The organism is Aliidiomarina quisquiliarum, assembly GCF_023922585.1.
Classification (GTDB): domain Bacteria; phylum Pseudomonadota; class Gammaproteobacteria; order Enterobacterales; family Alteromonadaceae; genus Aliidiomarina; species Aliidiomarina quisquiliarum.
The window spans coordinates 401,881-420,971 of sequence record NZ_JAMFTN010000014.1 but is presented as its reverse complement, the minus strand read 5'-3'; the positions used below and the strand labels follow the sequence as shown (position 1 = coordinate 420,971).

Genomic DNA, 19,091 nt, shown 5'->3' with positions numbered 1-19,091 from the left:
AGTTATATTTAAAACGAATTAGAAACTAAGAGTGCAGTGGAATGTGTAAGGGAGAGCCAGAGTCGATAAACTCTGGGTAGTGAATGGCCAAATAGCGTAATTGTTGTTTAAATGGCTCAGTAGTAGGCAGCTTGGCGCCATTGAGGTGGTAAATTCCAGTTCGAAAAATAGTGCGCCTAAATCATAATCTAGCGTGTAGCGGTAGTTGTGCTCAATGGTGTGCTTTATGTTGTGCTTCGAGTCACCATTACTATTCGAGTTTAAATACACTGGGCTTTCACCTGCAGCCCATTGCTCCATGGTCGAGCCAAATCCGGCTGCTGGGTATTTTGCGCCTGCTAGGGGCTAGTATTTAAAGCGCTTTGCTCGGTACTCAAGCCACTGCAGCAAAGCCACCATACCTAGTTCGCGATCATCTTCTTTACGAATAATAACCGCTAATTCCTGGTTACTATCAATGTTGCCATGGCATTGCAGTTGATTGGCTTCAGCAAGCTGCTGGTAAAGCACAGGCAGGATTACCGCAGCGTTTTGCACTGGCACTAGGGTGGCGGCCATTAAGCTGCTCTGGGCGCTGGTTTGGCGCTCTAGTTGTAATGCACTGAACTGTTTCAACTGGCTACTAAGCTGATTAGGTAGTGTTTGATGGTCAATACGAATGAATTCCTTGGCGGGTGTACTTACTGTGCCGTTGGCAGCGGCGGTATAAAGCTGCAAGGGTAGGCTAAGTAATACTTGGCTAAGTAAGCTTTTCTGTGCGCTTTTACCGAACACCAGCAGTACGTCTATTTCATTGCGTAGTAGTTGGCTGGTAAGGGTGTCTTCGTTGCTGCGATCCATATACTCTGGCAATTGCACAAAGCGTAGTTCTAAATGTGGGTAAAGCTGTTTAAACTCGTCTAATGCAGGTGCTAGCCACTGGGTGTAAATTTCATGGCTAATACCAATGGTAATAATGCGCCGGGCTTGGTCGCCTTCGTTTATGGTGTAGGTAACAATGCGCTCAAGCTGACGAAACACACGGTGCAGTTCTGGGGCTAATACTTGGCCAGCGGTGGTTAAGGCATGCATGCGATTGTCGCGCTGAATAAGTTTTACCCCTAATTGCTGCTCAAGGGTAGTTAGTTGGCGGCTTACCGCCGACTGAGTAACGCCTAGCTCGGCCGCTGCGTTTTTAAAACTATGCAGGCGGGCAACAGCTTCGAACACCCGTAAGGCATTTAGTGAAGGAAACTCATTTTTACTCATGCTGTTACCCTTTATACTCTATTGCGTTGTGGCTGGTGCAGCCATTGAAACACAATAAATTATGCTAGCATTACTTTATGTAAATGTATTATGTAAACGTATTCGGCACTATAACGAACATGCCTAAAGCCTAGCAAGGCATATACAATAAAGTTTAAGGAGCCAGCTCGGTGCTACAAACATTGTTCAACTCGCCCTATTGGCTTGAATTTATTGCCCTTGCTATTGCCCATTTATTTGCTGTCGTAAGCCCAGGACCCGACTTTGCGGTGGTAAGCCGTTATAGCGTGCGGTTTGGTGCTAGGGTTGGGGTGTGGATAAGTTTAGGTATTGCATTGGGTATTCTTATTCATGTGACCTATTCAGTACTTGGTTTGGCTTTGGTCATAAAAACCACACCCATGCTGTATTCATTTTTATTACTTGCCGCAGCGGGTTATTTTTTATGGTTAGCCACCATGTTGTTGCGAGCAAAAAAAACTGCTAAGGAAACAGAGCCAGAACACGGTCGTTCGCCTTCTACAGCGGCAAATAGTGAAAGCTCCCCCAGCATTCGTCGTGCGATCGGGCTAGGGTTTTTAACCAATGGGCTGAATATGAAAGCCACGATGTTTTTCTTGGCCTTATTCACTTCGGTAATTTCGGTGCAAACCCCAATGCTGGTAAAGTCGGCTTATGGAGCTTATTTAGCGGTGGCTACTTTTATTTGGTTTGCGTCGCTGTCGTTGTTGCTCGGTAAATCTCGGCTGCGCTATTGGCTGTTACGCTATGGTTACTGGTTCGATAGGGCAATGGGCCTTATTGTACTGCTATTAGCAACACACCTTCTATGGCAATGGTATAGCTTGCTTTGATCGACCACATAACTTGCTATACTCGTTCGCATTAAAAAACACGAGGAGAACCCAGCCATGCCAACAGCCCTAAAAACAACATTGCTGCTGTTTTTGCTTAGCTTATTTACTGCTGTTTATGCAAACGCTGCCCATGGGGCTATACCCGCGCCTTCGTTACGGGGCGCCTTCGAACAAGGCGGTATTGTATTTGGTCGTACGGCGCCGCAAGCGAATATTACTTTAAACGGCGAGCCAGTATTAGTAAGCCAAGCGGGTAACTTTGTATTTGGTTTTAGCCGCGACGAAGCAGGGCCAGCGCAGTTGGTGGTTACCTATCCAAATGGTGACATTTGGCAGCAAAACTTTGCTATTGGTAGCCGTACGTTCGATATTCAACGTATCGACGGTTTACCACAACAAACGGTAACGCCTGATCCTGACGTGCTGGCAGAAATACGTAAAAATAATGAGGAAGTATGGCATGCGCGGCAGTTTCGTAGTCAGCGTAACGACTTTGCCAATGGTTTTATTTGGCCCGCTGAAGGGCGTATTTCAGGCGTATATGGTAGCCAACGTATATTAAATGGCCAGCCGCGAACGCCGCACTACGGTCTTGACGTGGCAGCGCCTACTGGTGCTCCTGTCTATGCACCGGCAGGCGGCGTAGTGCGTTTAGCGCATCCGAGTATGGTGCTTTCGGGTGGCACACTTATTCTTGATCATGGGCTAGGCTTCTTTTCTACCTTTTTGCATTTGCACGCCATCAACGTGAACGTTGGCCAAGAAGTAAAACAAGGTGAGAAAATTGCTGAAGTGGGTGCTACGGGCCGCGCCACTGGCCCGCACTTAGATTGGCGCATTAACTGGGGTAGCGTACGCCTTGATCCCCAGTATTTAGTGCCCGCACGAAATTAAAGCTACAGTGCTTCCGTGTTCGCCTGCGGCCAAGGCAAGCTGGGGTTTTCGTCGGCTAGGCTTAATGTAACGTTTTCCATAACTGGGGCTTGCCAAGTAAGCTCTGCTGCATGCAAATAGTGATCACGAAAGTAATGCACCCTTACACAGTCGCCAGGCTGAAAGCGTTGGCCAGCTTGTTTCACTACTGCGGTGGTAGCTTGCAGGCCATCAATGGCCACCAGTATGTCGCGGGCACTTAAACCGGCCTGCGCTGCTGCACTGCCTTCAAATACCCGTTGTACAACCATGCCTTGTGGAGTTTCTTGCAAGGCTGCACCAAGCTCAACATTATTTTCATTTGCGGTTGTTGTTGGTTGTTGGGAAACAATATCAAAGCCACTGCATTGCACTTTAATACCAAACTCGGCAAACAGCGCTTGCCATGGAAGCTCTTTGGTGGTGTACAAAGCATCGTGCAAAAAGCTGGCAACACGCGCATTGCCTTGTGGGTTACAAAGGGCAAGCAATTCGCTTTGGCTGGTACCTAGCTCGGTTAGGCCATATTGCTGCCAAGCGTTTTGCATAACCGTGTCTAGGCTTATTTTGTGGTCGCTTGTTGAACGTAACAATAAGTCTAAACAGGCCGCTACTACGGCACCTTTGGCGTAATAGTTCGCTATGGCATTGGCCGCGTTTTCGTTTTGTTGGTAAAACGTGGTCCAGGCCAATAGGCTCGACTCAACTAATGTTTGTCTGCTTGGCCCTAAGCCGCGCAAGCCTCGGCTTACGGTGTTGGCTAAACGGTTTAAATACAGCTTGCTGCTTATACAGCCTGCCCGAAACACAAATAAATCGTCGTAGAACGAGGTTACCCCTTCGTAAAACCACAATTGCTGCGTATAACTTTCTTGTGCTAGCTGATAGGGCAAAAAAGTTTTTGGTTTTAAACGCTTAATATTCCAGTTGTGAAAGTACTCGTGGCTGCATAACGACAAAAAGTCTGTATAGGCTTCGCTAGGGTCGGGCTGACTACCATATTCAAGCGCATTGCGAGGGCACATAAGCGCAGTGCTATTTCGGTGTTCAAGGCCACCGAAACCGTTTTGGGTGACAATAGTTAAAAATTGATAATGATCGAAGTTAGGTGCGCCACCAAACAATTGGTGCTGAGCTTCGCAAATTTTTGTTAAATCTTCAGCAAGTTGTGCCGTACTCGCATAGTGTTTACCCACTAAAATTAATTCGTGGGGTATGCCGCTGGCTTTAAAAGGTATGCGGGTTAATTCGCCCATTAACACGGGGTAGTCGAGTAGGGCCGCATAGTTTTCTGCTTGGTAGCTACCAAAACCGTTACTGTCGGTTTGTACGGCGGGCATACCGGTAGCTAACTGCCAATGCTTTACCGCTAAATCAGTTACGCTAGCAATGGTTAGGTTGTGGGGTATATGGCTTTGGCCCACCACTTCTAAGCAAAGGCTACTGGTGTTAAAAAAGCCGTAATGCAGGTCGAGGTAGGCGGCGCGAATAGAATCGTCGAAGGCATACACGCGGTATTTAACTTGAATAGGGCCAGTGGTCGCTTCAAGTAGCCAACTACTTTTGCTAGGCCGAGTGTAGGTAAGCGCACCGCAGCTGCTGCTAGCCTCAAAGCTAACAATGTGTTTGGCAAAGTCACGTATCATGTAGCTGCCCGGTAACCAGTTGGGTAAGTGCAGCTCTTGGCCGGTAGTGTTGGGCTGCAAAATGGTTAGCTCAACGTCAAAGTAATGGTGCTGGGGCGAAGCAATATGAATAGCGTAGCTAATATTATTGCTATTCAGGCTAGAAACAACGGTCATAACAAACTCCTTGGAATAGTGCCTATACAATAGCACGACCCAGTGTGCGACAGAATAACCTGTTCTAACGACTAAGCGGGTCGAGAACAGCAGTCTGCTTCGTGTACACTTGTTAAAAATATGTAATGGAATATTGACATTGAATTGGCGTGTATTATTAGAAGATAGAAACAAAATGTTTTGGGCTCTGCAAATTGCAGGGTGGCTGGGCTATGCGTTTGTTCAGTACATTGGCTCGCTTATGCAAGAAATGCGTAGCATTTATGTGCTTATTATTTTATTGGGTGCGTATGCGGGTTTTTTAATAACAGTACCGCTGCGCTACTTTTATCGGAAAATTTGGAATGCACAGCCACTTTTGCTGCTGGTGCTGGTGCTTGCCTGTTCCTATACAGCGGCGGTGCTGTGGGCGTTAATTGACAACGCCACCCATTGGGAAATATATAAGTTCGGTTACCGGCCCTACAACTGGTTATTTTATTTACAACACAGCGTGGCAAAGTTTTACATTATGCTGTCGTGGAGCGGTTTGTACTTTGTTATTAAGTACTACCAGCTGCTACAGGACGAAAAGCAAAAAGCTTTACAAGCCGTGTCTATGGCGCACCAGTCGCAGCTTAAAATGCTGCGGTACCAGCTTAACCCGCACTTTTTGTTTAATACGCTTAATGCTATATCAACCTTGATATTGGTCAGTGAAAACAAAACAGCCAACCAAATGGTTTCGAAACTAAGCGACTTTTTACGCTTCTCGTTAGACAACGATCCAATCAAACGTATTACCTTAGCGCGTGAAATAGAAGCACTGATGCTTTATTTAGATATTGAAAAAGTGCGCTTTGCCGATCGCTTGCAAGTGCAAGTAAACATTAGCCCGGAAGCCGAACAGGCCCTGGTGCCAAGCATGATTTTGCAGCCGTTAATTGAAAATTCAATTAAATATGCAGTGGCAAGGCTAGAAACCCCAGGGGTTATTTTAGTGCAGGCTAAGGTAGTGGAAGAGCAGTTGGTTATCGTTATTCATGATAACGGGCCTGAAGCTTATAATGCTGAAAAGCACCAAGCAAACAGCCGCGGTGTAGGCTTGAAGAACACAGAAGAACGGCTTCGTGCCTTGTATGGAAAGCATTACTCATTTAATCTGTCTGCTAATGCACCAACAGGGTGCATAGTAGAATTGAAGATTCCTTGGCAGCCAGCAGAGTAATAATGACAACCCAAATACGTACATTAATAGTCGACGACGAGCCATTAGCCCGGAAGGGATTGCTTGTTCGTTTAGCAGAATTCCCAAACATAAATGTTGTAGCTGAAGCCAGTAGTGGCCGCGAGGCCGTTGCCGCTATACAAAGCCTGCAACCCGACTTGGTTTTTCTTGATATACAAATGCCAGGCTGGAGTGGCTTCGACGTGCTACGAGAAATTAAAGCAGCCGGCAGCCCTATGCCATTTGTGGTGTTTGTTACCGCCTACGACCAATACGCCATTCGTGCCTTTGAAGTACGCGCACTTGATTACTTGTTAAAGCCCGTTGACGAAGAGCGGCTTGCTCAAGCCATTGAAAAAGTAGCATTAACCACAGCGCCTGAATTAGAAAATGTTCACCAGCAAAAACTATTTCAGCTGGTAAGTGAAATGAGCGGCGACGATTGTGAAGAAATACTAATTCGTTTAGCTGAAGGTGTCGAGCTCAGTACGGAAAGTAGCTACCCAGAGCATATTGCCATTAAAGACGGCGGTGAAATTACTCGAGTAGCTATTAATGCCATTGAATGGGTTGAAGCAGCTGGCGACTACATGTGCATTTATACTAGCTCAGAAACGCATATTTTACGCCGTACTATGAAAGAGCTAGAGCAGGAATTAAATCCTAAGCTATTTCAACGTATACACCGCTCGGCTATTGTAAACCTTGATCAGGTGTCTAAGCTATGTAGCCGCCAGAATGGTGAGTACCATATTGTTTTAACGAACGGCAAAGAATTAAAAGTAAGCCGTTCGTATAAAGATCGCATTAAACAATTGGTATTAGGCAACTAGGCCAAGTTACACCATCATAATTTTAGTGGTGTTACTTGCGCCAATGGTTTCCATAATGTCGCCATGGGTAACAATAACATAGTCGCCTGGCCGCACATGGCCTTGAGTTTGCAATAGGGAAATGGCAGTACGCAAGGCATATTGAGTTTCTTCCGTGGTGGAATCGAAGTAAATTGGATATACCCCACGGTAAAGCGCTGCTTTTGCTAAGGTGCGAGGGTGGCGCGACAGGGCAAATACCGGCAAAATAGTATTAATACGTGACATTAAGCGTGCAGTTTGGCCTGACTCAGTAAGGGCAAGAATAGCCGACACAGCACCCAAGCTATTAGCTGTATACATGGCCGCCATGGCATTGGCTTCTGACACCGACGTAATGGTTTCACCCACGCAGCTGTTAATAACTCGCTGGCCAGGATATTCTTCAGCACCAATACAAATTTCGCTCATGGCCATAACCGTTTCCACGGGGTAGCGACCGGCAGCTGTTTCGGCTGATAACATAACCGCATCAGTACCATCGAGTACGGCGTTGGCTACGTCCATCACTTCAGCACGGGTTGGCATACTGTTTTCAACCATCGACTCCATCATTTGTGTAGCGGTAATTACCACTCGCTGTAGTTCGCGCGAACGTTCAATAATGCGCTTTTGCTTACCCACTAAATGGGCATCGCCAATTTCTACGCCTAAGTCGCCACGGGCAACCATAACGGCATCGGAAGCTAAAATAATATCGTCTAGGGCTTCGTCGGAGGCAACACTTTCAGCGCGCTCTATTTTGGCACAAATAGCGCCGTCGCAGCCGGCTTCCCGAAGTAGGGCTCGAGCACGGTTTAAGTCGTCGCTGCTACGGGGAAAAGAAACGGCCAAGTAATCAACTTGTATAGCGGCGGCAGTTTTAATGTCTTGTAAGTCTTTTTCGGTTAAGGCGTCGGCAGTTAAGCCACCACCTAAGCGGTTAATGCCTTTGTTATTCGACAGTACGCCACCAATAACAACCCTGGTGGTTACTTTAGTGTCGTTTACATGCAGAACTTCTAAGCGTAAGCGGCCGTCGTCTAGTAATAAAACGTCTCCAGGCGACACTTCAGCGGGCAAGGTTTTATAGTCTAAACCAACAATGTTAACGGTGCCTTGGTCAACGGGGTGGGCCGAGTCAAGTATAAACTCTTGGCCTTCTTCAAGCTCAACTTTACTTTCTTGAAAGCGTGCAACGCGTATTTTAGGCCCTTGTAAGTCGCCTAAAACACCAACATACACGCCAAGTTCTTTGGCAATGTCGCGAACTTCTTGGGCGCGGCGAGCATGATCTTTCGCTTCACCATGAGAGAAGTTTAGGCGCACAACGTTGGCGCCTGCTTTAATAAGCTTTTTTAATATACCTGGTTTGTCTGTAGCAGGGCCTAACGTAGTTACAATTTTAGTACGGCGGAGCGTCATTATTGCATGTCCTCAGGTGGTGTATATTATGGCGTAATTCTACCATACTAAGCGTATGAGTGTTCTAGCTTTAAAGTGATATATATAAGGCGATAAAAGAGATGGGAAATAATAAGTCAGAAAACGAATGGCGGACGCAACTTAGTCCAGAGCAGTTTCGAGTATTGCGCCAGCAAGGCACAGAAGCCCCTTTTAGCGGCGCTCTTTTAAATGAGCAGCGCGCGGGTGCTTACTATTGTGCTGGTTGCCAAGCACACTTATTCGATAGTACCACTAAGTTTGACGCGGGCTGTGGCTGGCCTAGTTTTTATGCGCAAGCGGCAGGTAAAAACGTGTCTTACCGTGAAGACACCAGCCATGGCATGCAGCGTACAGAAGTAATATGTAGCCATTGTGGTGGCCATTTAGGCCATGTGTTTGCCGACGGTCCAGAGCCTACTGGGCAGCGTTATTGTATCAATTCGGTGGCTTTGGTATTTAAACTTGACACGGAAAAATAAAAATACATTAGTGGAGTTGTATTGTTCTAGTGGCTTATAGGCGGTATTTTCATTACAATACTGTGCGTTTTTCGCCCGGTTACTGTTGGATACATTTACCAAGTTATCGCAGGCCGATCTTTAAATATGGATTTTGCAAAATACGTGGAAGGTTAATTACTCATGACTGACGTACAAAACGATCGCACTCTTCACAGTTGGGAAGAAAGGCAAGAATTCGCTGAATTAATGCAGCCATTAATTGGCAAGTTGTTTCGCACTAAGGGTGTGGAAATAGTAGTTTACGGGCGCAGCTTAGTGGCTGGCTCAACGATCGATATTATTAAAGCGCATCGCTTAGTTCGCCAGCATGAAAATGAAAAGTTGCGCCTGCGTGAAAGCTTCCCAATGCTTGAAGCAATTGCCAAAATGAACATAAGCAATGCCCGCGTCGACCTAGGTAAGTTAGCCTTTGGCTATGTTTCTGGTCGTAGCAAGCAGGGCGACGAGTCAATTGAAGACTATCTCGGCCGTGAACTAGCGTCAGCGGTTGGCTTAACCGACGAAGTAGAGCCCCGCGACGTGGTGTTATATGGCTTTGGCCGTATTGGCCGATTACTAGCCCGCTTACTGATCGAGCGCAATGGTCGCAACAGTAAGTTACGTTTACGCGCTATTGTTGTGCGCGGTGGCCGCGACGGCGATTTAGAAAAGCGTGCTAGCTTGTTGCGCCGCGACTCGGTTCATGGTCCATTTAACGGTTCAATTACTGTTGACCATGAAAACAAGTGCATTAAAGCCAACGGCACCCTAATTCAGGTTATTTATTCCAATGGTCCAGACCAAGTAGACTACACCCAATACGGCATAAAAGACGCCATTGTAGTAGATAACACAGGTATTTGGAGCGACGAAGAAGGCTTAGGTTTGCACCTTAAGTCGAAGGGCACGGCAAAAGTATTATTAACCGCGCCAGGTAAAGGCAACATTAAAAATATAGTTTATGGCGTGAACGACAAAGACATCAACGACGACGATTTAATATTATCGGCGGCAAGTTGCACCACCAATGCCATTACCCCGGTGTTAAAAGCCATGAACGACCGCTACGGTATTCGTAATGGCCACGTTGAAACGGTGCATGCCTATACCAACGACCAAAACCTAATCGACAACTACCATAGCGCTCCGCGCCGTGGCCGTTCGGCACCATTAAACATGGTGTTAACCGAAACTGGTGCAGCCAAAGCAGTGGCGAAAGCCTTGCCAGAGCTTTCAGGTAAGCTAACGGGTAACGCTATTCGTGTACCAACACCTAACGTGTCGATGGCTATTATGAATTTAAACTTAAATGAAGCCACAGACAAAGTTTCACTGAACAACTTTTTACGTGAAGCGGCTCTTTTCTCTGAACTGCAAAACCAAATTGACTACACCGAGTCGACAGAAATTGTTTCTTCAGACTTAGTAGGCAGCCGTTATGCAGGTATTGTTGACTCACAAGCCACTATTGTCGATGGCGACCGCGCAGTACTTTACGTTTGGTACGACAATGAATTTGGTTACAGCTGCCAGGTTCTACGTGTTATTCAAGACATGGCTGGCCTAAACGTTCCTAACTTACCACTTTAGTTTTACCAGAAGCGCCTAAGGGCGCTTCTTTTTTCTCTCGGTATTCTCCAAAACAAGGACACATCATGTATATTTCTAGTGCTTTCGACAGCGGTAACATCGAAGTTTTACGCTGTGACTCGCCAGAGCAAATAGAACTTAATATTAAGAAAGATAACGAATCTGACTTTTTTCAATGGTTCCACTTTAAATTAGTAACGAGTGCGCAGCAGCAACACCATTTGCTAACAATTAAAAATGCTGGCTCTTCAGCCTATCCAAAAGGCTGGGAAAACTACCACGCCATGGCGTCGTACGATCGCGACGAATGGTTTCGCGTGCCTACAGAATTCGATGGCCAAAACCTAGTTATAAGCGTAACCCCAGAGCAAGAAAGTATGTATTTTGCCTACTTCGTGCCTTACAGCTGGGACCGTCACCTCGACTTATTGCAGTGGGCGCAGCAGTCGGCTTGGGTTAGCCAAGTTCATTTAGGTGAAACTATCGACGGCCGCGAAATAACCATGCTTATGGTTGGCGAGCCTGCCGAAGGGAAGAAAAATATTTGGATTACAGCCCGCCAACATCCAGGCGAAAGTATGGCTGAATGGTTTGTAGAAGGTTTACTTGAGCACTTATTAAATGAAGACGAGCCAATTAGCCGCGAACTACTTGAAAAGTCAGTGTTTTATATTGTGCCAAACATGAACCCAGACGGTAGCGTACGTGGGCATTTACGTACTAACGCAGCAGGCGTAAACCTAAACCGCGAATGGGCCAACCCTTCACTAGAAAAAAGCCCAGAAGTGTTTCATGTTCTGAATAAAATGCAAGAAGTGGGCGTTGACTGTTTCTTAGACGTACACGGCGACGAAGCTATTCCGTATAATTTTGTGGCAGGGTGTGAAGGTATTCCTTCTTACGACGAGCGCCATAAGAATTTAGAAAATGCTTTCCGTGAAGCTTACTTGCGCGCTACACCAGAATTTCAGGTAAAGCACGGTTACGACTTAGACGCACCGGGCACTGCGAACTTAACGGTAGCGTCAACTGCGGTAGGCGAGCGCTTTAAATGTTTGTCTTTCACTATAGAAATGCCATTTAAAGACAACGACGACTTACCTGCGCCGTACACGGGTTGGAACGACTTACGGTCAAGCCAATTTGGTCGCGACACCTTACGTGCTATACACGCGGTGATTGAACAGCTCTAATCGGTTATTCAGTTTCCATCAAGGCCATGCAAATTGCATGGCTTTTTTTTAGCTTACAAACGGTTTTACCGAACGCTTTAATCTAACTGTGAAGGTTGGTTTCATTAGACACTTAGCCTAATATGAATGTAGACATTAACCAAGAGGCTAAACCATGACCGATAAAAAGAAATTAACCACGGCAGCCGGGTGCCCAGTAACAGACAACCAGAACGTAATGACCGCTGGCCCACGTGGCCCGCAGTTACTGCAAGATGTTTGGTTTTTAGAAAAACTGGCGCATTTCGACCGCGAAGTAATTCCCGAGCGTCGTATGCATGCTAAAGGCTCGGGTGCCTATGGTACCTTTACCGTTACACACGACATTACCAAGTACACGCGAGCCAAAATATTTTCTGAAGTAGGCAAAAAAACCGATCTTGTTGCCCGTTTTAGTACTGTGGCTGGAGAACGTGGCGCAGCCGATGCAGAGCGCGATATTCGTGGTTTTGCGCTAAAGTTTTATACGGAAGAGGGCAACTGGGATTTAGTGGGTAATAACACTCCAGTGTTCTTTCACCGCGACCCACTAAAGTTCCCCGACTTAAACCATGCAGTTAAACGCGATCCACGCACACACATGCGCAGCCCAACCAATAACTGGGACTACTGGACGTTACTACCTGAAGCACTGCACCAAATTACTATTTTAATGAGCGACCGTGGCCTGCCAGCTACTTACCGCCATATGCACGGTTTTGGAAGCCATACCTTTAGCTTCATTAATGCAAAAAACGAGCGTTATTGGGTGAAGTTCCATTTCCGTACCCAGCAGGGCATTAAAAACTTGACCGACGCCGAAGCAGAAACTTTAGTTGGTAAAGATCGTGAAAGCCATCATAGAGATCTGTTCGACAGTATCGAAAATGGCGACTTCCCGAAGTGGACATTGTTTGTGCAAATCATGCCTGAAAAAGACGCCGAAACAGTGCCGTATCACCCCTTCGACTTAACCAAAATATGGCCGAAAAAAGACTACCCACTAATAGAAGTAGGCGAGTTTGAACTGAACCGAAATGCTGACAACTATTTTGCTGAAATTGAGCAACTAGCTTTTAACCCAGCCAACATTGTACCTGGCGTAGGGTTTTCCCCTGACCGTATGCTGCAAGGCCGCTTGTTCTCGTATGGCGATGCCCAACGTTACCGCTTGGGGGTAAATCACCAGCTAATACCAGTGAATGCCCCGCGTTGCCCAGTACACAGCTACCACCGCGACGGTGCTATGCGGGTTGACGGCAACCATGGCGGAAGGCTTGCCTATGAACCTAATAGTTATGGCGAATGGCAAGAGCAGCCCGACTTTAGCGAACCACCACTAGCAATTAATGGTGCCGCTGATCATTGGGACTACCGCGAAGACGACGCCGACTACTATTCGCAGCCGGGTAATTTGTTCCGTTTATTGTCTGCCGACGAACAGCAGGTATTATTCAACAACACCGCGCGTAATATGGGCGACGCACCAAAGAAAATTAAAGTGCGCCATATTGGTAATTGCTACAAAGCCGACCCGGCTTATGGTGAAGGCGTTGCCAAAGCCCTTGGTATTGCCATGAGCGACGTGCTGTAAATTTAACCCTTCGTATGGCTGTCTGGCTTACGGGAATGTATTTATTACCTCCCGTAGGCTCAGGCACTGCCAAGCGTTTGGCACAACTACACGTTGCCGCAGCAAGGAAACTTAATGCCGTTTTTAGAACTTCGAATACCACCAGTGCTGGTGGTGTTAATTTTGGCAGCGGCCATGTGCTTGGGTACATGGTTATTGCCCACGTTGCAATTTTCGCTACCAGGAAAATGGTGGGTTGCAGCGGCCTTTGTGCTTTTAGGCGTTGGCGTGGTGTTGTTGTCGGCCAAGCAAGTAATAGCTGCCCGCACCACCCTCGACCCGCGTAAACCACAAAAAACCAGGCGTTTAGTCACACAAGGCCTGTTCCGCTACAGCCGTAACCCTATTTATGCGGGGCTTTTATTGTTACTACTGGGCTTGGCTGTGCTGTTAGCCAATGCGGTTGCTTTTATTCTGCTCCCGTTTTACGTTTTGTACATGAGCCGTTTTCAAATTCAGCCGGAAGAGCGCTTTATGCGCCGTAAATTTGGCAAGGAATATGAAATTTACTTTACAAAAGTACGGCGCTGGATTTAATACCACCGTACGAAAGGGAACGTATCCATTACCTCCCGTAGGCCATGCAATGCATGGCGTAACATGTGACCACCCCCGTAGCCAAGGCATGGCTTAACGTCACAATTGATGCGGCGTACGGCAGTGCCGTATCTACGAGCTGTACCTATTACCGCTGTATGCATGAATAAGATAATTAAATATGAAACTCATTATCGTTGCCGATATTTTTGGCCGAACAGAAGCACTTGAAGTGCTTTCGGCTGAGCTTGATGTAGACGTTGAAATTATTGATCCCTATAACGCTGAATTTATCTGTTTCGACAATGAAGCTGCCGCTTATACGTATTTTATGACGCATGTGGGGATAAATGCTTATACTAATTTGGTATTTAACCAGCTGCAGTTAATAACTGAACCAGTGCGCATAGTTGCCTTTAGTGTTGGCGCCGCTTCCATTTGGCGATTGTCTAAATGTACTAACCTTAAATATATTTCAACAGCCCGGTGCTTTTATGGGTCACAAATACGTCACTATTCAAACATAACTCCCAGCTTCCCAATTGAATTAATACTCCCTGCTTCAGAGCCGCACTTTTCAGTGGCAGAGCTCATAACTAAGCTAAGCGGTAAAGCCAATGTGCAAATAACCCAAGTACCATTTCTGCATGGCTTTATGAATAAACACTCGGCAAACTATGACGCAGCAGGCTATGAGCTTTTTAAATGTATCTCTTAGGCCATGTACTGTATGGCGCGATGTAACGCAACGTATAAAATGAGTGTATTACCAATGTAGTCCATGCACCGCATGGCATAATGTGTTTTTTTAATTTTTTGAGAATTCCATGGCAAATGAATTAGTAGCTTTACGTGGCCAAATAGACGATGTTGATCAGCAACTGGTAGAGCTATTTGCCCGTCGCTTAAAATTAGTGGCCAGGGTGGGTGAAGTTAAAAACCGCTTAGGCGAGTCTATTTATGCGCCTGAGCGCGAAGCCTCAATATTGGCGCAACGTCGTGCAGAAGCACAAGCTTTGGGCGTGCCCCCCGACTTAATTGAGGACGTGTTACGCCGCGCAATGCGGGAATCGTACTCGTGCGAAAGAGAGGTAGGCTTTAAATGCGTGAACCCTGCGCTTGGTAAGGTTGTAGTGGTGGGTGGGGCCGGCAAATTGGGTGGCTTATTTGTGCAACTTTTCACCCTGTCGGGCTACCAAGTGTGTATTTTAGATAAAAACGACTGGGCCAACGCCGCCACTGATTTTGCCGACGCTGGCTTAGTTATTGTCGCCGTGCCAATTGAGCAAACCGTTAGGGTTATTCAGCAATTGCCCAAATTGCCAGCTAACTGTTTGCTGGTCGATCTTACCAGTGTTAAAGCAGCACCATTGGAAGCCATGCTAGCGGTGCATACGGGGCCGGTATTAGGCTTGCACCCTATGTTTGGCCCAGACATTTCCAGCTTGGCGAAGCAGGTTATTATTTATAGCGAGGGGCGCAATAGCGAGGCCTTTGAGTGGCTGCTGGCACAAATGCATATATGGGGCGCTCGTTTGCAGCCTGTGAATGCTGTAGAGCACGACCAAGCTATGAGCTTAATACAGGCATTACGCCACTTTACTAGCTTTGCCTACGGCAGTCATTTATGTACTGAGCAAGCCGACTTAGCACAACTACTAAGCCTAAGCTCACCGATTTATCGATTAGAACTGGCAATGGTAGGGCGGCTTTTTGCGCAAGATCCGAACCTTTATGCTGATATTATTTTATCGTCGCCAGCAAACCTGACTATGATTCGTCGCTACCACACAAGATTTGGTGAGTTATTAGCGCAGTTAGAGCAGGGTAACCGTAATGCTTTTGTGCAGCAATTTGCCACTGTAAGTGAATTCTTCGGTGACTATGCCAATACTTTCCTGAAAGAAAGCCGCAGCTTGCTAGCCCAAGCCAACGACAGCCGGCATTTACCTAACACCCCCGCAGGGCAGGCATAGCCTGCCGTTTGGGGGGTGTATTATAAGTTTTTCTCGTCTTCAGCCTGTTGTTTGGCAAGGCGCTTTTCCCAGAAGGGGGCGTTGTGAATGCCTAGTTTTACTGGGTCGAAGCGAATAGGTCCGCCGGCTTTCTTTTGCGCTTCATAGTCACGCAAACACATGATAGCGGGCTTGGCGACAAAGAAAATGGCAATAATGCCAAGTATGTTTATCCAAGCCATTAGGCCCACGCCAATGTCGCCCATGTTCCAAATATAACCCGCTTGGTTCACGGTGCCGTAGCCCACCATAATCATAATGACTACTTTCACCCAAAACAGCATTGAGCTTTTCTTGTTTAGGTAACGGCCTAAGTAGGCTACGTTGGTTTCGGCAATATAGTAGTAAGCCAAAATGGTGGTAAAGGCGAAGAAGAACAAAGCAAGGCCCACGAACACTTGGCCTAAGTGGCCGAAAATGCTCGACAGCGCAAGTTGGGTAAAGGCCGACGATGCCACTTCAGTTGTTAATGGTACGTTTTGCACAATAACGGCACCAGCACCCGTAACCATGTCGAAGTCTTCGGTAATAACGTTGTACTGCTGAGTTATTAATATCATTAACGCGGTAGCGGTACATACGAACAAGGTGTCTACATACACCGAAAACGCCTGTACTAACCCTTGTTGGGCTGGGTGGTCTACTTCTGCAGCAGAAGACGCGTGTGGGCCGGTACCTTGTCCTGCTTCGTTGGAATAAATACCCCGTTTAACCCCCCAACCAATAGCCGCACCGAAGCCAGCTTTAGCAGTAAAGGCATCGCCTAGAATAAGAGCAAATACACCGGGTACTTTGTCTATATTCAAGAATACGATAATCATGGCCATAATAATGTAAGCCAAGGCCATAAAGGGCACCACCACTTGGGTGAAGTGAGCAATACGCTTAATACCACCGAAAATAATGAAGCCAAGTACAATTAAAATAACCGCCAATGAGATTATTTTGTTTTTACCCACATCACCAAAGTAGGTTTGTACCATGTTGCCGTCGCCAAATACTTGGGTAACCGCATTGCCGACTACGTTGGCTTGCACACCAGGCAAGAAAATACCACAAGCTAAAACCGCCGACAGGGCAAATAAAATGCCAAGCCATTTTTGCCCTAGGGCTTTTTCAAAATAATAAGCCGGGCCACCACGGTATTGGCCGTCTTCGTCTACTTTATATACTTGGCCAAGAGTTGATTCAGCAAAAGCAGTGCTTGCGCCTAAAAAGGCTACAACCCACATCCAGAAAATGGCCCCAGGACCACCAAAACCAATTGCAGCGGCCACACCGGCAATGTTTCCCGCCCCAACACGGCCCGAAAGGGTGACAGCTAAAGCCTGAAATGACGAAATGCCCTTGGTAGATTCATTCGGGCTGAAGAGTAAGCGCACCATTTCTCGGAAGTGACGAATTTGCGCGAAACGTGTAAGAATGGAATAAAATAAGCCGGCTGCTAAGCACAAAACCACTAGTGCTGGGCTCCAGACAATGTTATTCACAGTATTGACCAAGCTTTCCATTGGGTTCCCCTAGGTTGTTACTGTTTTGTTATTATTGACAGCGGTCACTGTGCCACAAGTTGAATTAAACCGCTATAATTCATGCTTTAAATGAACCGCTTTAAACGATATTTGGCATGGATGACCTTATTTGCGCGGTAGATGGTGCTACATAGGGTGCGATGAGGGGTGAACAATGCCTTGTGTACTGGTATTATCGGCAGCTAGCTTTTTGTAAATGCATAAATTGAGTAGGTATATAGATGGCGATTATTAATTGCCCAGGCTGTAGCAAACGAGTTTCTGATAAGGCTGGGGCCTGCGATCATTGTGGTTTTTTGTTAAGTGGCCAAGACACCGACAGCCTAGCACGGCAAGCACAAATACAAAGAAAGCAGCTGTTAAATAAACTAACCAGTCAGCAAATGACAGCCATGCTGTTATTTGTTGTCGGTATTGCGGCGGCGTTTTATGACTGGGCAGAAGAAGGTGCCATGCCGAACTTTTTAGTAGACACTATGTTTACCCCTAGCGTATTAAAAATTATTGGCTTTTCTATAATGGGTCTTGGTCTTGCTTGGTATATGATTACCCGCGGACGCATTTACAATTTGAAGAGAAAACGATAGCCCATGCAATACGACGACGTACTACGGGGTATGACCCCAGAAATTTATCAGCGTATGCTGTCAGCCGTAGAAACAGGCCGCTGGCCCGACGGCCAAAAGCTAACCGATGCACAAAAAGAAAATGCCATGCAACTGGTTATGCTTTATCAAGCCAAGCGATTAAACCAAAGTGACCATTTTTCGGTAAATAGCCTAGGCGAACTGGTTATGAAGTCGAAGCGAGACCTTCGAGAAGACCTACGGGCAAAAGCCCAGCTGCGCGAAGGCAACGATATTGCGCGGTTTAAAATAGATGACCCTAACAATGATAACTTGGAACATTAATTAGTATGTTTGAGATCACTCCAAGTACTACTACAGGTGCTGCCGGCACCTTAGAACACTACCATTCTTTAACCAGCCAATTAACTGCATTAACGGCAGGCGAGCCCGATATTATTGCTAATTTAGCAAATATAAGCGCGGTACTTTTTGAGCACATCGACAACATTAACTGGCTTGGTTTCTATATTATGAAACACGGCGAACTGGTGCTTGGCCCATTCCAAGGCAAGGTTGCGTGCGTGCGAATTCCTGTTGGCCAAGGTGTATGTGGTACTGCAGTGGCTACTGGCGCAGTGCAACGGGTAGAAAACGTGCACGAATTTGCCGGCCATATTGCCTGCGACTCGGCCAGTGAATCGGAATTGGTGTTACCAATAAAATACCAAGGTGAAGTAGTGGCGGTGTTAGATATTGATAGCCCTAACCTAAACCGATTTAGTAAACTAGACCAACAAGGCTTTGAACTTATGCTGCCGCTGTTAGAAAGCCTAAACTGGCACAGTATTTGGAAACCCCATGCCGAATGAATTCGATGTGCGCCCTTATTTAGTTGGGGCACACGATATGGAAGCGTTTGAAGAAGAAGCTGAATATGCGGCCGACCAGCTTAACGGCATGTTATTTAGTGCTGTTGACGAAATGTCTGCCAGCGAGTTTTGGACCGAAGAGCGCGCAGAAGGCTTTATACAAGATATTGCACAAAAATGGTTACAAGAGCCTGCGCTCCTGGAAGCCGAAACCGATGAGTTGGACGACTACGTCCGTCAATTGATACGTCGCATAGAGCAGGAGCAAGACGGTGACGAATAATGAACATGAAGAACCACAAGTAGAACAAG

The 19,091-nt window shown here is 46.6% G+C and carries 19 protein-coding genes; 15 read left to right on the top strand and 4 right to left on the bottom strand.

Going from position 1 to position 19,091, the window contains the following annotated elements:
- Nucleotides 1-345 precede the first annotated feature (345 nt).
- Nucleotides 346-1,248: a LysR family transcriptional regulator gene (locus M1L23_RS04685; RefSeq protein ID WP_252625957.1), complete on the bottom strand. Its 903-nt coding sequence runs from the start codon at nt 1,246-1,248 to the stop codon at nt 346-348.
- A 170-nt stretch (nt 1,249-1,418) separates the two neighbouring features.
- On the opposite strand from M1L23_RS04685, the gene M1L23_RS04680 reads away from it, so the two are divergent.
- Both M1L23_RS04680 and M1L23_RS04675 read left to right on the top strand, forming a co-directional pair.
- The gene (locus M1L23_RS04680; RefSeq protein WP_252625956.1) at nt 1,419-2,102 is read left to right on the top strand and encodes a LysE family translocator; all 684 of its coding nucleotides are present in this window, start codon (nt 1,419-1,421) and stop codon (nt 2,100-2,102) included.
- 57 nt (nt 2,103-2,159) lie between these two features.
- Nucleotides 2,160-2,999: a M23 family metallopeptidase gene (locus M1L23_RS04675; protein WP_252625955.1), complete on the top strand. Its 840-nt coding sequence runs from the start codon at nt 2,160-2,162 to the stop codon at nt 2,997-2,999.
- Between the two features lie 2 nt (nt 3,000-3,001).
- Here M1L23_RS04675 and M1L23_RS04670 read toward each other — a convergent pair whose 3' ends face one another.
- Nucleotides 3,002-4,819: a M61 family metallopeptidase gene (locus M1L23_RS04670; RefSeq protein WP_252625954.1), complete on the bottom strand. Its 1,818-nt coding sequence runs from the start codon at nt 4,817-4,819 to the stop codon at nt 3,002-3,004.
- Between the two features lie 139 nt (nt 4,820-4,958).
- On the opposite strand from M1L23_RS04670, the gene M1L23_RS04665 reads away from it, so the two are divergent.
- On the top strand, nt 4,959-6,026 hold the full coding sequence (locus M1L23_RS04665) for a sensor histidine kinase (RefSeq protein WP_252625953.1): 1,068 nt from the start codon (nt 4,959-4,961) through the stop codon (nt 6,024-6,026).
- 2 nt (nt 6,027-6,028) lie between these two features.
- Nucleotides 6,029-6,859, top strand: coding sequence for a LytR/AlgR family response regulator transcription factor (locus tag M1L23_RS04660; RefSeq protein WP_252625952.1), 831 nt, complete (start codon nt 6,029-6,031; stop codon nt 6,857-6,859).
- Between the two features lie 6 nt (nt 6,860-6,865).
- Here M1L23_RS04660 and pyk read toward each other — a convergent pair whose 3' ends face one another.
- Nucleotides 6,866-8,302 (bottom strand): pyruvate kinase, encoded by a 1,437-nt coding sequence (pyk, locus tag M1L23_RS04655; RefSeq protein WP_252625951.1) that lies wholly within the window; start codon nt 8,300-8,302, stop codon nt 6,866-6,868.
- A gap of 101 nt (nt 8,303-8,403) precedes the next feature.
- Between pyk and msrB the strand changes: the two genes are divergently transcribed.
- From msrB to tyrA, 7 genes are all read left to right on the top strand, one after another.
- Complete coding sequence (msrB, locus tag M1L23_RS04650; RefSeq protein WP_252625950.1) at nt 8,404-8,802, top strand: peptide-methionine (R)-S-oxide reductase MsrB; 399 nt, start codon at nt 8,404-8,406, stop codon at nt 8,800-8,802.
- A gap of 162 nt (nt 8,803-8,964) precedes the next feature.
- A complete protein-coding gene (locus M1L23_RS04645) occupies nt 8,965-10,413 on the top strand; it encodes a glyceraldehyde-3-phosphate dehydrogenase (RefSeq protein WP_252625949.1) in 1,449 nt (482 codons plus the stop codon).
- A gap of 65 nt (nt 10,414-10,478) precedes the next feature.
- The gene (locus tag M1L23_RS04640; RefSeq protein ID WP_252625948.1) at nt 10,479-11,606 is read left to right on the top strand and encodes a M14 family metallopeptidase; all 1,128 of its coding nucleotides are present in this window, start codon (nt 10,479-10,481) and stop codon (nt 11,604-11,606) included.
- A 154-nt stretch (nt 11,607-11,760) separates the two neighbouring features.
- Nucleotides 11,761-13,218, top strand: coding sequence for a catalase (locus tag M1L23_RS04635; protein ID WP_252625947.1), 1,458 nt, complete (start codon nt 11,761-11,763; stop codon nt 13,216-13,218).
- A 114-nt stretch (nt 13,219-13,332) separates the two neighbouring features.
- Entirely contained in the window at nt 13,333-13,794 is a 462-nt protein-coding gene (locus M1L23_RS04630) for a methyltransferase family protein (RefSeq protein WP_252625946.1), read from the top strand.
- 181 nt (nt 13,795-13,975) lie between these two features.
- A complete protein-coding gene (locus tag M1L23_RS04625) occupies nt 13,976-14,512 on the top strand; it encodes a hypothetical protein (RefSeq protein ID WP_252625945.1) in 537 nt (178 codons plus the stop codon).
- A gap of 109 nt (nt 14,513-14,621) precedes the next feature.
- Complete coding sequence (gene tyrA / locus M1L23_RS04620) at nt 14,622-15,770, top strand: bifunctional chorismate mutase/prephenate dehydrogenase (RefSeq protein WP_252625944.1); 1,149 nt, start codon at nt 14,622-14,624, stop codon at nt 15,768-15,770.
- 20 nt (nt 15,771-15,790) lie between these two features.
- On the opposite strand, the gene M1L23_RS04615 is transcribed toward tyrA, so the two are convergent.
- Nucleotides 15,791-17,320 carry an alanine/glycine:cation symporter family protein gene (locus tag M1L23_RS04615; RefSeq protein ID WP_252625943.1) on the bottom strand — a complete coding sequence of 510 codons (1,530 nt, stop codon included), beginning with the start codon at nt 17,318-17,320 and terminating at the stop codon, nt 15,791-15,793.
- Nucleotides 17,321-17,562: 242 nt separating this feature from the next.
- Between M1L23_RS04615 and M1L23_RS04610 the strand changes: the two genes are divergently transcribed.
- From M1L23_RS04610 to M1L23_RS04595, 4 genes are read left to right on the top strand one after another with little or no spacing between them, the layout of a single operon-like run.
- Nucleotides 17,563-17,928 carry a hypothetical protein gene (locus M1L23_RS04610; protein WP_252625942.1) on the top strand — a complete coding sequence of 122 codons (366 nt, stop codon included), beginning with the start codon at nt 17,563-17,565 and terminating at the stop codon, nt 17,926-17,928.
- 3 nt (nt 17,929-17,931) lie between these two features.
- Nucleotides 17,932-18,252, top strand: a complete 321-nt coding sequence (locus M1L23_RS04605) for a YeaC family protein (RefSeq protein ID WP_252625941.1) — start codon at nt 17,932-17,934, stop codon at nt 18,250-18,252.
- 5 nt (nt 18,253-18,257) lie between these two features.
- A complete protein-coding gene (locus tag M1L23_RS04600) occupies nt 18,258-18,779 on the top strand; it encodes a GAF domain-containing protein (protein ID WP_252625940.1) in 522 nt (173 codons plus the stop codon).
- A complete protein-coding gene (locus M1L23_RS04595) occupies nt 18,769-19,062 on the top strand; it encodes a hypothetical protein (protein ID WP_252625939.1) in 294 nt (97 codons plus the stop codon). Before M1L23_RS04600 ends, M1L23_RS04595 begins: the two co-directional genes overlap by 11 nt.
- Nucleotides 19,063-19,091 lie beyond the last annotated feature (29 nt).